Raw genomic sequence first — 15,756 nt, forward strand, 5'->3', positions numbered from 1 at the left:
TTTTTAGAATTTTGGACTTTTCCCACAGCAGTCTTTGTATTTTTTACCGCTACCGCAAGGGCAAGGGTCGTTTCTTTTTACCTTTTTCTTTTGCTGTTTTGCTTCAAATTCAGCCTTAAGCGCTTCAGTCTGAGCTTCAAGCTGTTTCATAATTTCATCAGCATCCGCCTCTTCAAGTTCTTCAGGAATTTCCGGTATGTTATGTAATATTTCGTCAATATTTTTACCTTTGATAGCGTTTAAAAATTCAGCTACATCAGGGTCGATTTCCGGCTCTTGATACTCTATTTTCAAGTTATGAAGTATTTTCATACTTTCTATTTTAATTCTTTCAATTAATTCTTGGAATAGATTGAAACTCTCTTTTTTATATTCTACAAGCGGATCTTTTTGGTTGTATCCTCTGAGTCCTATACCTGTTTTTAATATATCCATCATATAAAGATGGTCTCTCCAGCTCTCATCAAGCACCTGAAGCATAACCTGTCTTTGAATTCTGTTTTTATCTTCAGGTGACGCTTCTGCAAATTTTTTCTCATATTCTTCTTTTAATCTGTTTACAAGGTATTCTTTAAGAGCTTCGTAATCTTTACCGCTAAGCTCTTCTTTTGTAAATTCAATTCCTGTATATTCTTTAAGGTGTGCAATTAAATTATCAAGATCAAAATCTTCTTCAAGCGTATGAGGGAATATATCAGCTTCACTCAAAATATATTCAACAAATTCTTCTCTAATTTCATTAATTTTTGATTCGATATCGTAATTAGGATCAAGCAGCTGATCACGGAATGCATAAATAACTTTTCTCTGCTCATTTGCAACATCATCGTATTTTAAGATATGTTTTCTTGCTTCAAAATGCATTGTTTCAACTTTTTTCTGAGCATTTTCAATTGCACGGCTTACGATTTTAGAATCGATGTGTTCACCTCTTTCAATGCCGAGTCTGTCCATGATGTTTTTGATTCTGTCACTTCCGAAAATTCTTAAAAGATCATCTTCAAGTGAAAGATAAAACTGACTCTCACCCGGATCACCCTGACGTCCCGAACGACCTCTAAGCTGGTTGTCGATTCTTCTACTTTCGTGTCTTTCCGTACCGATAATGTAAAGTCCGCCAAGTTCCCTTACTTCATCGTCGATTTTAATATCAACACCCCTACCGGCCATGTTTGTAGCAACGGTTACAGCGCCTCTTTTACCCGCTTCGGCAATAATCTGCGCTTCTTTTTCATGATTTTTGGCATTTAGAACAGTATGAGGAATTTTTTCTTTTTTAAGAAGGTGGCTTAAATATTCACTTTTTTCCACGCTCGTAGTACCCACAAGTACAGGCTGTCCTTTTTTGTGAAGCTCTTTTATTTTCTTAACAACCGCTTCAAATTTTTCTTCTTCCGTTTTATATACAAGGTCGTTTTTATCTTTTCTTATTACAGGTTTATTTGTAGGAATTGAAATAACTTCAAGCCCGTAAATTTCGATAAACTCTGTCTTTTTCCGTCTGAGCGGTACCCGTCATACCCGCTAATTTTTTATAAAGTCTGAAGTAGTTTTGGTACGTCGTTTCCGCAAAAGTCTGTGATTCTTCTTGAATTTCAACACCCTCTTTTGCTTCAAGCGCCTGGTGTAATCCTTCACTGAATCTTCTACCTTCTGCAATTCTTCCCGTAAACTCGTCAACAATTAAAACCTCACCTTTTCTTACGATATAATCTTTACCTTCCTGGAAAAGATAGTTTGCTTTAAGAGCCTGGTCAAGGTGATGCGCAAGTATTGCGTTTTCAGGAGTATACAGGTTGTCAACTTCAAAAAGTTTTTCAGCTTCTTTAATTCCTTCTTCAGTTAAAAGAACCACTTTGTCTTTTTCATCTACGGTAAAATGTTTATCTTTTACGAGCTGTTTAGCCACTTTATCCGCTCTTACGTAATCTTCAACCCTTTTATTAGAAGGTCCAGAAATAATAAGAGGAGTTCTCGCCTCATCAATTAAAATAGAGTCCACTTCATCGACAATTGCGTAATAATGCCCTCTTTGAACTTTATCATTAATATCAAACACCATATTATCTCTAAGATAATCAAATCCGAATTCCGTATTCGTTCCGTAAGTAATATCTTTTTTATAAGCTTCTTTTCTTTCGTAATCTTCCATACCACCTACAACACATCCTGTACTTAGTCCGAAAAATTCATAAAGTTTTCCCATATCATTGGCATCTCTTTGGGCAAGATAGTCATTTACCGTTACAACATGTACGCCTTTTCCCAAAACTGCATTTAATACAACCGGAAGCGTTGCTACGAGTGTTTTACCCTCACCTGTTTTCATTTCGGCGATTTTACCTTCATGCAGAACCATACCACCCACAAGCTGAACGTCAAAATGTCTCATATTAAGTACACGTTTGCCGGCTTCCCTTACCATTGCAAACACGTCGTTTAAATATTTATTTAATGTTTCCTGCTCATCAGCTCCGTTTTTAACTTCTTCAAGAATCTGGCTTTTTATTTTGTCAAATTCGCTTTTTAACTCTTCATCACTCATTTTTTCATATTTTTCTTCTAAAGCATTTATCTCTTTTACTCTTGCGAAATATTTTTTAAGTTCTCTATCGTTTTTAGTACCAAAAATCTTTCTAAATACTTGTTTTACCATCAAAAAAGCCTTTGCAAAGTTTTTTGTTATAATAACATAAAAATGAATTGAGAATCACGGAGCACTCAAAAAATTAATTTTTTTTTCAAATAATAAGGAGAAACAAAATTGAGAATTGTTTTAATTAATATTTTATTAATTTTGGAGTTATTTGCCATTAATTTTCCAAAATATTTTTCTGCAGACTTTGTACAAAAAATATATTCAGACAATAATACACTTACATATAAAGGAAAAATTTATACCGATTCAAAACATGTTTTTTGGAAATATACATATCCCAACGAAAAAGAAATATGGATAAATGATAAAGTATATGTTTATGAACCGGATCTCTTGCAAGTTACCATTTCAAAAAAACCAGAATTTAATCTTTTTAACGCATTAAATAAAGCTAAAAAAATTAATAGCAAAGAATATGAAGCGGTTGTCGATAATAAAAAAGTTTATTTCGTATTCGACAATACCTTGAAAAAAGTATGGTATACCGATGATGTCGGAAATAAGGTTGTTATAATATTTAATAATCAATCTGATAAAAATATAAAATCTTCTATTTTCAAACCGAACTTTCCAAAAGATATCGATATTATTTATCAGAACTGAGAAGATCTACAAGCTGAGTGTGGATCAATGAATTTGATGCAACTATACATTTATCTTTAAACATATCATATTTCTCACCTCTGTCATTTGATATTTTGCCACCCGCTTCTTTTACAATAAGCATTCCAGCACTTACATCCCAAGGCTTTAAATTGATCTCATAAAACCCTTCATATTTACCTTCCGCCACATAGCAAAGATCCAATGCCGCACTTCCGAGTCTTCTTATATCCTGGCACTTCGGGAGTATTTTATGTAGTCTTCTGATTACCAGATCAAGATCATCGGTATTGTCAGCACTCGAATACGGAAAACCTGTAGCTATCAAAGCCCTTTGGAAATAGTCATTCCTGCTGACTTGAATTTTAACGCCGTTTTTATACGCACCCTCACCTGCTATCGCCGTATAAAATTCATTAAGAATTGGATTATATACGAATGCAAAATTAGGCTTTTTATTTTCATATACACCTATACTAATTGCACAGTGAGGTATCTGATGAGCGAAATTCGTAGTACCGTCAATCGGGTCTATTATAATTGAATTATTAAATTCATCCTTTACGGACTCTTCCGCAATAATCGAATAACCGAAATTTTTAAATTTTTCTTTTAAAAACTCTTCAATTTTTACATCATATTCGGTTACAAGGTCTTTTTTGCCTTTGAGGGTGATTTCCTTAGAGGAGTAAAATCCCTCTTTGAAAATCTCCCCGGCTTTTATAATTATTTCTTTAAACTCTTCAAATTCCTTAATTCTCAATTCTCAATTCTCCATTCTCAATTATATGTTGTATCCCATCTCTCTTGCAACTTTTTTAATATTTTCAAGTCTTTTTTCAATAGGCGGATGTGAACTGAATAGATCTAAAAACCCTACAATACCAAAGGCTTTCATATCACTCGGTAATGCAACCTGGTCTTTCGGAATCTGCCCGAGTTTTGCAAGTGCATAATAAATTCCCTGTGGTCCGTCAAGTCTTACGGCACCGGCATCCGCTTTATATTCCCTATATCTGCTAAACCACATTGCAAGCATTGTCGCAAAAATACTTAAAAGCATTTCAAGTGCAAAACTTATCGCCATATATGCAAAAGGAGATACGTTTCCTTCTTCGTCTTTCGGTGCAATAATCTGTGCAATAAGACGTGAGATGAAAAACACAAATGTATTAAGTACACCCTGAAGCAGAGTCATCGTAATCATATCTCCGTGTTTTATGTGGCTTATTTCGTGAGCAAGCACACCTTCTATTTCATCAAGTTCCATTAAATCAAAAAGACTTGTCGAAACCGCTACAAGTGCATCGTTTCTGTTCCATCCTGTCGCAAAAGCATTAGGAGGTCCGTCAAAAACACCAACTTCAGGCATTCCGATACCCGCTTCTTTTGCGAGTTTTGCCACTGTGTTCACAAGCCATGCTTCGGCCTCATTGCTCGGAGTTTCAATTACTCTAACCCCTGCGCTCATTTTTGCCAACCATTTAGACATAAACAGCGATATCAAAGCACCACTGAATCCAACTATAAATGATAAAATCAAAAGACCGCTAATTGTTCCCTGATCAAGTCTTACGCCGAAAAACGCCTCAATCAAAAATATTGTAAGATATATCGAAGCCATTACGGCTAAGTTCATTAGTATTAACATTACAATTGCCATACTTTATTCTCCTTTACTCAAGTTTTTTTAGTATTATAACTAAAAGTTATAACTTAGTCAATATGTTTAATTATTTAAAATATTTATTGAATTGAAGATTCTTTAAGAATTACCATTTCAGCAATAAATCTCATTAGTGGTACTTCTTTTACAAGAATTCTATCATCTTTAAATGGTGTATATTTCGTTTTATCACCATCCTTACTATGGACTAAAGCATTTCTTGTAGAATAAATTCTCTTAGTTAATAATTTAAAAACATTTTCTTCATTATCATTTTCTAAATCAACTTCATTTCCATTAGAAAATTCTACTTTTGTAGTTTTATAATATTCTAAAATAGTCTCATCATATTCAGATAATTTTGTTTTTAAATCTGATAATGAAACGTATTTAATTAAACAAAGTCTTAATGCTTCGCTTTCACTAAAAGTAATAGTTTCTTTTCTAATTTGCAATGAACGTTTTATAGTATTTATTAACTGTCCTATATCTTTTTTTCTTTTATAAGAAAATCCTGGATCTGTAATTTTAGATTTAATAGTTTCTAATAAATCATCATTAAATACTGCTTCATAAAAATGCTCTAAAATATGATAATAAGAAAGATATTCAATAACTGGATTATCTGTAGATACCGCGAGTAAGTAATGTTGAACTAAATTTTCATTATATATTCGTCTTGGAGGGTCTATTTCATCTACTCTTGAACGACGCATACGAGTTATTCTTCCTCTACGAGTTATTTCTTCTAATAGTCGCTGAGGAACCAATGCAATGTCTAAATTATAACCAATATGAAATAGAAAAGCATAAGCTAATTTTGAAAACTGGAATGGACTCTGTTTTTTGTCAGAAAGAATTTTTAATGTTAAAAATCTCCTTGAAGTTAATCGAATGAACTCAATAAGACTAACTTCATCTTCCTCTTCTAAAAATTTCTCTATTTTTGGGCTATAGAAAAAACTAAACCTAAAGTCACGTAAAGATAAATTTTGCTTAATTTCATTTAATAACCAAACTAAATAAGCATCGGATGCTGGAGAAAGCTCATATAATAAACCATTTTCTTCATTATTTACTTTTATTTCATCATCTCTGATTCTGCGTATTGGAATAGAAGATTCTTCTCTCACTATGATTTCATAGTTGAAATCATTATGTAAAGCTGTTTCATCACTAATTTCTAAGTTTGATAATATTGTAGAAATTTTATCAACTTCTGAAAATTTTGCATTGAGTTCAATTGATGTTTCTCGGCGTGTAATTGTAATAATATATCTATCATCTTTTTCTGTAATAGTACCTCTGACAAACTCAGCTAAAAGTTCAATAATTTCTTGTCTCGACAACACATATCCCATATTATTTCCTTTTATAAATTAATTAAATTTATATAAAGTTTTACCATAATTTGTATAGCAAGTGTAGCATTACCTTTTTATATTACCATCTTTTTATCCCTTTTCACAACCATCAAATAGTAAATAGTAACTATAGGAATCGTTACATTCAGTACCGTAACTATAATCATCAAAATTCCAAGGTTTGAATAATCCTGAGGCATTACAACATGTCCGTTCTCAACAACCTTACGGCTGACTACAAATATCTCATTGAGATACTTTGTAAAGAGTCCTCCTGCGGTAAGTGCCAGGTTCATAAGGCTTGCCATCAGGGCAAACCATGTAGCCCTTTTACCCTCAGGTGCGTATATGGCTATAAGTGTAAGAAGCGGTATCATACTAAGCTGTGCAAACGGTGATTCAAGAGCCGTATCAATTACCGCTACCGTTTTAGGATCTATCCCCATACTCTGAGGAATGTTGTAATATAGCCCAATTATTGGTAAAAACAGAATTGTAGTAATCACAGTCAGCCAGATAAGCGTATAATGAACGGGCTTTTTGGCAATAAAATCACTAAAAAGCCACATTCCGAGAATTGAAAGAATCGCTCCTATTTGCGATAACGTTCCAAAAAACGCCTTGTCAAAATGAAGTATGTCTATCTCCCACCACTGCAGCCCGGGACCCACACTCGGCATTGCACGGTATACGAAAATAATAATTGCGGTTTTAATAATAAAACTTTTGGTTTTCGGATCAATATCGTCTAAAAGAAGGCTCAACATATAAGCAATAACACTGAAACTTACCAAAAATACTATTTCCTGGGAATATTTAAAAATAAAAGCAAGAATTTGGTTATGCCACTGCTGATACTGCCCGTATCCCATTAGTACCACAAAAACGGCAAAAGCGAGCCCTCCACACAGTATCTTACAATTGATAGGAGAAGGCTTTGCGACATCGAGTTTTACTATAGTCACACCGATAACGGATATAACCGGAATAATAAGGGAAATTTTAAAAATTGTCTCATACGAATAAATCTGAGCAAGCCATCCGCTGAGCCCTGCAACCATTACACCGGCGAGGGATATAGCAAGACGCCCAAGAATCTGCACGTAAGCAAGCTCTTCCTGGACAATCTCTTCGGGCTGGTTTCTATCAACCACCTCAGTACTCATCGTATCCGCCACAACATCCTGAAGCACAAACCCGATAACGCTTAGAAGTGCGGAAATAATATACACATTTTCCTTACTCGCAAATTTAGCCCACGGATAATCTCCCGCCAGCCCAATAAGTAAAATCGTCCCGAGAGCAATAAGTGAAGCTCCGATATATACATATACCCTTCTTTGAGACCCGAGTATCGGTACACTGTCCACAAGCTGTCCGAACACCATCTTAATAGTCCACGGAATACTCAGCCACACACCAAGGCTCACAAGTGCGGTAGCCGAAAGCTTTAGCTCCTCTTTTACCCAAAACGTTTCGGCAACTCCACTAATTCCGCTTGCTCCGTATGCAAAATATATCATTAAAAGCGGCAGGTAACGCAGCTTAAAATGCCTGATGGGATTTAAAAGTGAATTTTTAATAGCTTCTTTAACATTTATCATTCTTAATTCTCCATTTTTAAAATTAGTTTAGGTTTTAGGATTGAAGATTTTGAAAATAACATATCTAAATCTTACACACTACATCCTTAATTCTCTCATTTCTACTTGGAACCTGGAACTCATCCTTCTTTATTCACTTCACAACTTAACTACTCACCTACTTTTTTTATTCCTTCATACGCAACATCAATCATTTGATCTATTTCATCATAATTGATAATGAAAGGGGGCATAAAATATATTACATTCCCAAGAGGTCTTAAAAGCACACCGTTTTTCAGACCGTATTCGTAAACTTTAAGTCCTTTTCTCTCCTGCCACGGATAATCAATCATTTCAATAGCCGTAATCATACCGGTCTGGCGTATCTCTTTTACATTCGGTAAATCGTTGAATTTTTGTATTTTATCCCAGATATATTTTGATTTTTGTCTGTTATTTTCAAGAATATTGTCTCTTTCAAATAGGTCTAATACTGCATTCGCAGCAGCAATTCCGAGTGGGTTTGCCGTATATGAATGTGAATGCAAAAAGGCTTTTAGTTCTTCATAATCACAGTAAAAAGCCATATATATTTCATCAGTAGTAAGTACAACGCTTAGAGGCAGATAACCTCCGGTAAGCCCTTTGCTCAGACACATAAAATCAGGTTTAATCCCCGCCTGCTCACACGCAAACATTGTACCAGTTCTACCGAATCCCACGGCAATTTCATCCGCAATCATTAGGATATTGTACTTATTACAAAGCTCCCTTAGCCCTTTAACAAACAAAGGCGAATGCATTTTCATATATCCCGCACACTGTACAAGCGGCTCGATTATAAGAGAAGAAATATTTTTATGATGTTTTTCGAAAACTTTTTCGGCTTCTTTTAGAGCTTTTTCGGCTTCTTTTTCGCTTTGATCGGCAGGAATAGGAATAGTTATGTTTTTAATCAGAATTTCTTTATAGGTATCTTTGTAAAGTCCTACATCTCCGACACTTAACGCTCCTATTGTTTCACCGTGATATGAATTTTTAAGACTTAAAAACAGCTCTCTTACCTCTCCTTTGTTTTTCCAGTAATGAAACGCCATTTTAATGGCGACTTCCACTGCGCTGCTTCCGTTATCGGCATAAAAAACTTTATCAAACCCGGTTAAATTACAAAGCCTCTCACTAAGCCTTACGGCTCCTTCATGAGTAAACCCTGCAAATATGACATGTTCAAGAGTATTTAACTGTTCATTTATTTTTTTATTTATGTATTCGTTTGAGTGTCCTAAATTATTTACCCACCAGCTGCTTATCGCATCAATATATTTGTTTCCTTCAAAATCCTCAAGCCATACGCCCTTAGCTTTTTTAATAGGAATAATAGGTAAAAACTCATGATCTTTCATTTGAGTACAGGGATGCCAGTTAAATTTTAGATCTTTTTGCATAATTTCTTGATTTTTCATCGAAAATCCCTTTTTTAGGACGTTTTTTTTTATTATAATATCAAAAAACGTGTAAGATTTTATACCAAAGGAAAAAAATGATTGAATGGATGCAGACGCATAGAAAATGGCTGGTAATTACTATATGGATAGCGACAATAGCATTTATCGGAGCAGGATTTGTAGGATGGGGTCAGTTTCAGTTCGGAAGAAAAAGCTCAACAGTTGCAAAAATTAAAGATACCGAAGTTAGCATTCAAGATGTACAGGAAGTTTATAATAATCTATTCCAAGAAAAAAACAAACAGTTAGGCGGGACTTTAGATGACGCAACTGCAGAAAAAATGGGGCTTAAAAAACAAGCTTTTGATATGGCGATTCAGCAGGGTATTTTAAGACAGTACGCAAAAGACCTTGGAATGTATGTAACAGACGAAGAAGTTGCTAAACAGGTACTTCAATATTTCAAAGACAAAAAAACATATTTAATGTATTTAAAACAAACAGGACAAAAAGCTAAAGATTTTGAAGCTAAACTCAGAAAACAACTTTTAATTCAAAAACTTCTTACGGCATTGCACATCAAACCGTCAAAAACACTACAGCTGACTTTTGCAAGCGCTTTATATAACAGCGATAATTTAGAAATTAAAATAATTAATAAATCATCAGTAAAAGTTAATCTTAGCGAAGATGAAATAAAAGCATTCTGGGAAAAAAACAAACAAAAATATCAATCACCTACAATGTATAAAATCGCAATCGTAAAAACTCCAATAAAAGGCGTTGCCACTGAAAACGATTTAAAAGCATTCTATAATGAAAATAAAACTAATTACAGAAACGATAAAGGTGAAATTTTAACTTACGAAGAAGCAAAAAATCAGGTAAAAAAAGATTATCTTGCAAAAATATCTAAAAAAGACGCAATTATTGCTTATAAAAAACTCAAAGAAGGTGCTGAGAATTATGAACTGTTAACACTTACTATTAACAATAAAATAATACCGGCCGAAAAAATGCAAAAACTGATTCAAACTGGATATTTAAAACCATTTGTGGATAACAACGAATACATCAGTGCAAAACTTGTAGAAGAAATCAAACCGAAACCTTTACCATATGAAGAAGCAAAAGCACAGGTAACAAAAGATCTTTTAAACATAAAAACATTACAAGCTCTTGAAAACAAAGCGAAAGAAGCATTAAAAGGATTCAACGGAACTAAAACGGGATTCGTTACAAAATACGACGCTAACAAAATTAAAGGTTTGAGTCCCCAAGAAGCAACTGAGTTTCTATTTACTGAATTCAGTTTGGAATTAAATAAAAATTATTTACTTATTCCTGCATTAAATCCTCAAAAAGCCGTTGTTTACAAAGTTTTGGAACAGAAGTTGCTGGATAAAGCTAAATATGAAAAAAACAAAGAGCAAGTTGCTGCAATGGCCGACGCTACTTTAAATGCAGCGCTTCTTGACGATTTAATTAAAGATTTAATGGCAAAATACAACATTGTAAGTTATGTAAAATAAAGGAAGAAAATTGAAGTCAATCTTAGCTATTGATGTAGGTAGTTACAAAACAATCGCAATAATTGCTAATGCGGATGAAGAACTATCTATCAGCGGGGTGGGAATAGCAAAAAGTAAAGGTATTAAAAAAGGTGCTATAACGAATATAGACGAAGCAGCCAAATCAATTAAGCATGCGGTAAGTGATGCTAAAAGAATAGCAGGAATTGATATCAATAAGGCGATTGTTTCTATCTCTTCAACTTATACACAAAGCATTAAAAGCAATGGAATTGTTAACATTCCGGGTAATGAAGTAACTCTAAAAGAAATCAACAGAGCCATCCAAACCGCTCTTTATAATGCTACAATTCCAAACGATTATGTTGTCCTTCAAGCTATTCCTTATGACTTTAAAGTAGATGAACTGAGTGAAATCGAAGACCCTCAGGGAATGAGCGGAAGTAGACTTGAAGTTTCTTTACATATTATAATCGCTCAAAAAGCCGGCATGGAAAACCTTAAAAAAACATTCAAACAAGCTGGAATTGAAATAGTAAATATTGTAAATGCCGGATATGCAAGTGCTCTTGCAGTTCTAAACGAAGATGAAAAAGATTTGGGAGTAGCAGTTATAGACATAGGTGCGACTACTTCCGATCTTGCGATATATTTAAATAAAGCACTTAGATATACCGACTTTTTAGCTGTCGGAAGCCATCATATAACAAGTGACCTCTCAATGGCACTGCACACTACTCCGAGTGAAGCAGAATATATTAAAACACATTTTGAAGAGCTAATTAAAACAGATGAGGATTTAATTGAAATTTCAGTTATCGGAAATGAAAACGAAAAACAAAAAGCGTCTTTAACAACAATTACACAAGTTATAAGTGCAAGGGTTGAAGAGACGTTTTTACTTCTGAACAAAGAAATCGAAAGAAGCGGTTTAAAACCGAAACTTGGAGCCGGAATTGTTTTAACAGGAGGATTCACGAACTTCTATAACGTAAAAGAAATCGCATCTCAATTTTTTGACGGACATCCTGTTAGAGTCGGAAGACCTAAAGTAATCAACGGGCTTGTTGAAAATTTACAGGCACCTGAATATGCGACAGTAATAGGCTTACTTTTATACGGTAACGGCGAAAACAACAAATATGAAAAAGACTCTAATCAACAGTTCAAATCTGAACATGTATTTGATATTCATTTTGAAGAAGAATCTCAAAACGAATCTAAACAAATAGATGAAAAGGAGGAACTTGCAAATATCGCATCACAAAAACCTCAGGGTGTTAATCCATTCAAAAAATTCATCACTTGGTTAAATAATCTATTTTAAGGGGAGAACATGAACGAATTATTCAAAATAAACGAATCAATAGACGGACCGGTAATAAAAGTAATCGGTGTCGGAGGCGGCGGTAATAATATGATAAACTATATCGCAACTCAAGGAATTAAAGGAGTTGAGTTAATAGCCGCAAACACTGACATACAAGCGCTTAAAACAAGTAAAGCTCATAAAAAAATACAACTCGGTTCACGTCTTACAAACGGACTTGGTGCGGGAATGAAACCGGAAATCGGTATGAAAGCTGCAGAAGAAACATATGAAGAGCTAAAAGAAGCGCTTCAAGGAGCAGACCTTGTATTTATTTCTGCAGGTATGGGCGGTGGAACCGGAACTGGTGCAGCACCTGTAATTGCAAGAGCTGCTAAAGAAGTAGGTGCTCTTACAATCGGAGTTGTTACTAAACCTTTTCCTTTTGAGGGACCTAAAAGAAAAAAACTTGCAGAAGCAGGTACAACGGAACTTAAACAAGAAGCAAACTCAATCGTAGTAATTCCAAATGAAAAACTTCTTACAATTATTGACAGAAAAGTCGGAAGAAGAGAAGCGTTTGCACTTGTTGATGATGTTTTATACCAAGCTGTAGGCGGTATTTCAAACATGGTTATCAGCTACGGTGAAAACGATATCAACGTTGACTTTAACGACCTTAGAACTGTTATGTCTCATCAAGGGCTTGCTCTTATGGGTATGGGACAAGATCAAGGTGAAAACGCCGCATTTAACGCCATTAAAAAAGCAATCGAATCACCATTGCTTGATAATCTTTCAATCGACGGTGCTATGGGTGTACTTGTTCACTTTACATTACATGACGATTATCCTCTTGCGGAAATTGATGAAGGTATGAATATCGTATATGAAAAAGCTGATGAAGACGCTGATATTATATTCGGTACAACTACAGACAACAGCTTAGCACCTGATGAAATTAAAGTAACTATTGTCGCTACAGGTTTTGAAAAAGGTAAAACCGAAAAAAAACCGGTTAATGATATAAAAGAAGAAATTATGCAATCATTTACTAAAAAAGTTGTAGGCGGAATTGAACTTGACAGTGACGCTCTTGATATTCCGGCATATTTAAGAAGAATGAAGGATTAATTCCTTCTAAAAGATTAAATAAAACGCAGATACAATATAATCTGCTACAAAGATTAAAATAGAAGAAATCACAACTGCTTTCGTTGTGCTAACACCTACACCTTTAGCACCTCCCCTTGTGTTATATCCAATATATGTACCAACCGCACTTATTAAATAGCCGAATACTATACCTTTAACAATACCTTCAGTAAAATCACCCAACTCGCCAAACTGTTTTATGTTTTCGATATAAGTATATCCGTTTACGTCCAATGTATAAACAGAAATCAAATATGCACCGATATTTGCAACCGCATCAAAAAAAAGTATTAAAAGAGGAAGGGAAATTATAGTTCCTATAATTCTTGGTACAATCAAGTACTGTTTTGAATCGACAGCCATAACATCAAGCGCGTCTATCTGCTCTGTAACCCTCATACTGCCAAGTTCGGCTGCATAAGCGCTAATTCCCCTACTCACAACCATCAAAGCCGCAAAAACAGGTCCTAATTCCTTACATATTGATATAAATATCGTATAACCCATAAAATCTTCTACCCCAAATTTATGAAACCCGTTATATAACTGTACAGCTTCTACAAGACCTGTAAAAAATGAAGTTAAAAATATAACCCCCAAACTTCCGAATCCCATAAAATTTATCTGTTCAAATATCTGTCTGATTCTAAATGGAGGTTTAAGAAAAAGTGGTAATAGTTTTAACTGAAATATAGTGAATTTACCCAAACCCTCTATAAAATCAATTGCACTTTTACCGATAATATAAAAGAAGTCACTTATCAAAACAAACCTTTTTTGCTAAAATTATAACAAACTTAAATAAAGGATGAAAATGGCTGAAGAAAAAGAGAATCAAGAAGTTCAAGAAGAGAAAAAAGAAGGCGGCAGTAAACTCTTATTAATTGTGATTATCGTATTATTACTTATTTTGCTTATCGTAGGTGGATTGGTTGCTTACTTTTTATTAAGCGGGGGAGATGAAGAACAGGCAAATCAGCCTCAAGAACCTCAAAAAATTGAGAAAAAGAAAAAAGTTGAAAACATGACTGAGATAGGTCCTATTTATCCGTTAGACCAATTTATTGTAAATCTTGTTTCAAATAATTCAAGCAGATATTTAAAATGTAAAATTGACCTTGAGCTTGATTCGCCTGAATTACAACAAGAAGTTGATAAAAAACTTCCGGCTATTAGGGATTTAATCATTAGAATTCTTTCAAGTAAAACAGTTGAAGAAATTCAAACTGCAAAAGGTAAAGAAAAACTAAAAGAAGAAATAAAAAGAAAAATAAATGAATTGCTTACAACCGGAGAAATAAGACATGTTTATTTCACGGAGTTTGTAATACAATAATGATAGGCATTGATATTGTTTCAATTTCGAGAATAGACGAAATGATCAATAAATTCGGTGAAAAAGCCTTAAAAAGATTTTTAAACGAATCAGAAATCTTATTAACTAAATCTTCTCAAAATGCAGCCGGTTTTTGGGCTGCAAAAGAAGCTTTTTCAAAAGCGTTAGGTACGGGGATAGGTAGTGAATGCTCTTTTTTAGATATAGAAATATCAAAAGATCAAAAAGGAAAACCTTTTTTTACTACAAAAACACTTAATAAATTCAACATCAAACAAGCCGATTTATCAATCTCTCACGACGGAGGCTTTGCAATTGCCGCAGTTATACTGTTAAAATAATTTACATTTTTGTTTTTTCTTTGTATAATTTCATTCCGAGTCCCCGTAGCTCAGCTGGATAGAGCACCACCCTGCGGAGGTGGGGGTCGTGCGTTCGAATCGCGCCGGGGACGCCACATATTCTTAATCCCTCTTATTATAATCTTACATATGCTATAATTATTAAAAAAGGCTTACAATGAAACTAAAAATTGCTTTAATAGTAAGTGCAGGTATGTTATTTATTGGTTGTTCATCAAAAGAAGCTCCAAAACCCCAATCTGCTCCTCAAGTTAGTGGAGAATGTATTATACAAAATACCGAGGCTCCAAAATGGGTATGTACCGGAGGTGATATTAAAGATTATATAACAGCCGTAGGAAGTGCAAAACCAACTCCTTTAGGATTTAGCTTTCAAAGAAGTGAAGCAATTGCAATAGCAAGAGATGAAATAGCAAAACAATTACAAATAAAAGTAAAAAACATGTTTAAAAATTACATGGCTACAACAGGTGCAAATACCGATTCAGTTGAAAAAGCTACTGAATATGTATCCAAACAGTTAACAAAACAGACTTTGATAGGCTCAAAACAGCTTAATATGTGGATTGCACCTGATAAAACACTGTACGTATTAGTCGGAGTTCCGTTAAATGCCCAAAAAGCAAAAGAAGTGATTAAATCTTCTTTGAAAAATGAAGAAGCGTTATGGCAAAAATTTCAAGCAGAAAAAGCACAAAAAGAATTAGATGAAGCTATAGATAAAGAGTTTAGCTATTAA

At 34.2% G+C, this 15,756-nt stretch carries 15 protein-coding genes and 1 tRNA gene; 8 read left to right on the forward strand and 8 right to left on the reverse strand.

What is annotated here, in order from left to right; all coding sequences use genetic code 11:
• Nucleotides 1-3: 3 nt before the first annotated feature.
• Together NAMH_RS09255 and NAMH_RS09260 are read right to left on the reverse strand one after the other, a co-directional pair.
• Nucleotides 4-1,482, reverse strand: a complete 1,479-nt coding sequence (locus tag NAMH_RS09255; protein ID WP_338037071.1) for a preprotein translocase subunit SecA — start codon at nucleotides 1,480-1,482, stop codon at nucleotides 4-6.
• Entirely contained in the window at nucleotides 1,463-2,656 is a 1,194-nt protein-coding gene (locus tag NAMH_RS09260) for a preprotein translocase subunit SecA (protein WP_228368686.1), read from the reverse strand. Before NAMH_RS09260 ends, NAMH_RS09255 begins: the two co-directional genes overlap by 20 nt.
• A 108-nt stretch (nucleotides 2,657-2,764) precedes the next feature.
• Here NAMH_RS09260 and lolA point away from each other — a divergent pair, with 108 nt between their 5' ends.
• Entirely contained in the window at nucleotides 2,765-3,262 is a 498-nt protein-coding gene (lolA, locus tag NAMH_RS04770; protein WP_015902615.1) for a LolA-like outer membrane lipoprotein chaperone, read from the forward strand.
• Here lolA and NAMH_RS04775 read toward each other — a convergent pair.
• The 5 genes from NAMH_RS04775 to NAMH_RS04795 all read right to left on the reverse strand — a co-directional run bounded on the left by NAMH_RS04775 (nucleotide 3,246) and on the right by NAMH_RS04795 (nucleotide 9,341).
• Nucleotides 3,246-4,025, reverse strand: a complete 780-nt coding sequence (locus NAMH_RS04775; protein WP_012663591.1) for an inositol monophosphatase family protein — start codon at nucleotides 4,023-4,025, stop codon at nucleotides 3,246-3,248. The two genes, lolA and NAMH_RS04775, sit on opposite strands and share 17 nt — an antisense overlap.
• A gap of 21 nt (nucleotides 4,026-4,046) precedes the next feature.
• Nucleotides 4,047-4,925 carry a protease HtpX gene (htpX, locus tag NAMH_RS04780; RefSeq protein WP_012664004.1) on the reverse strand — a complete coding sequence of 293 codons (879 nt, stop codon included), beginning with the start codon at nucleotides 4,923-4,925 and terminating at the stop codon, nucleotides 4,047-4,049.
• Between the two features lie 83 nt (nucleotides 4,926-5,008).
• On the reverse strand, nucleotides 5,009-6,289 hold the full coding sequence (locus NAMH_RS04785) for a hypothetical protein (RefSeq protein WP_012663458.1): 1,281 nt from the start codon (nucleotides 6,287-6,289) through the stop codon (nucleotides 5,009-5,011).
• Nucleotides 6,290-6,366: 77 nt separating this feature from the next.
• Nucleotides 6,367-7,896 (reverse strand): MFS transporter, encoded by a 1,530-nt coding sequence (locus tag NAMH_RS04790; RefSeq protein WP_015902339.1) that lies wholly within the window; start codon nucleotides 7,894-7,896, stop codon nucleotides 6,367-6,369.
• A 149-nt stretch (nucleotides 7,897-8,045) separates the two neighbouring features.
• The gene (locus tag NAMH_RS04795) at nucleotides 8,046-9,341 is read right to left on the reverse strand and encodes an adenosylmethionine--8-amino-7-oxononanoate transaminase (RefSeq protein ID WP_012663943.1); all 1,296 of its coding nucleotides are present in this window, start codon (nucleotides 9,339-9,341) and stop codon (nucleotides 8,046-8,048) included.
• Between the two features lie 77 nt (nucleotides 9,342-9,418).
• Here NAMH_RS04795 and NAMH_RS04800 point away from each other — a divergent pair, with 77 nt between their 5' ends.
• Genes NAMH_RS04800 through ftsZ form a run of 3 tightly spaced genes read left to right on the forward strand, consistent with a single transcriptional unit; the run spans nucleotide 9,419 to nucleotide 13,298 of the window.
• Nucleotides 9,419-10,855 (forward strand): peptidylprolyl isomerase, encoded by a 1,437-nt coding sequence (locus NAMH_RS04800; RefSeq protein WP_015902626.1) that lies wholly within the window; start codon nucleotides 9,419-9,421, stop codon nucleotides 10,853-10,855.
• Nucleotides 10,856-10,865: 10 nt separating this feature from the next.
• On the forward strand, nucleotides 10,866-12,182 hold the full coding sequence (gene ftsA, locus NAMH_RS04805; RefSeq protein WP_015901798.1) for a cell division protein FtsA: 1,317 nt from the start codon (nucleotides 10,866-10,868) through the stop codon (nucleotides 12,180-12,182).
• Nucleotides 12,183-12,191: 9 nt separating this feature from the next.
• Nucleotides 12,192-13,298, forward strand: a complete 1,107-nt coding sequence (ftsZ, locus tag NAMH_RS04810; protein WP_015902757.1) for a cell division protein FtsZ — start codon at nucleotides 12,192-12,194, stop codon at nucleotides 13,296-13,298.
• Nucleotides 13,299-13,304: 6 nt separating this feature from the next.
• On the opposite strand, the gene NAMH_RS04815 is transcribed toward ftsZ, so the two are convergent.
• Nucleotides 13,305-14,084, reverse strand: a complete 780-nt coding sequence (locus tag NAMH_RS04815) for an MlaE family ABC transporter permease (RefSeq protein WP_015902373.1) — start codon at nucleotides 14,082-14,084, stop codon at nucleotides 13,305-13,307.
• A gap of 49 nt (nucleotides 14,085-14,133) precedes the next feature.
• Here NAMH_RS04815 and fliL point away from each other — a divergent pair, with 49 nt between their 5' ends.
• From fliL to NAMH_RS04835, 4 genes are all read left to right on the forward strand, one after another.
• Nucleotides 14,134-14,655, forward strand: a complete 522-nt coding sequence (gene fliL / locus NAMH_RS04820; protein ID WP_012663806.1) for a flagellar basal body-associated protein FliL — start codon at nucleotides 14,134-14,136, stop codon at nucleotides 14,653-14,655.
• Nucleotides 14,655-14,996, forward strand: coding sequence for a holo-ACP synthase (gene acpS, locus NAMH_RS04825; RefSeq protein WP_012663966.1), 342 nt, complete (start codon nucleotides 14,655-14,657; stop codon nucleotides 14,994-14,996). The genes fliL and acpS overlap by 1 nt, the downstream gene beginning before the upstream one ends.
• Nucleotides 14,997-15,035: 39 nt before the next feature.
• Nucleotides 15,036-15,112, forward strand: a tRNA-Arg gene (locus tag NAMH_RS04830).
• A gap of 62 nt (nucleotides 15,113-15,174) precedes the next feature.
• On the forward strand, nucleotides 15,175-15,756 hold the full coding sequence (locus tag NAMH_RS04835) for an LPP20 family lipoprotein (protein WP_012664026.1): 582 nt from the start codon (nucleotides 15,175-15,177) through the stop codon (nucleotides 15,754-15,756).

Origin of the sequence: Nautilia profundicola AmH, from assembly GCF_000021725.1 — a bacterium.
Classification (GTDB): domain Bacteria; phylum Campylobacterota; class Campylobacteria; order Campylobacterales; family Nautiliaceae; genus Nautilia; species Nautilia profundicola.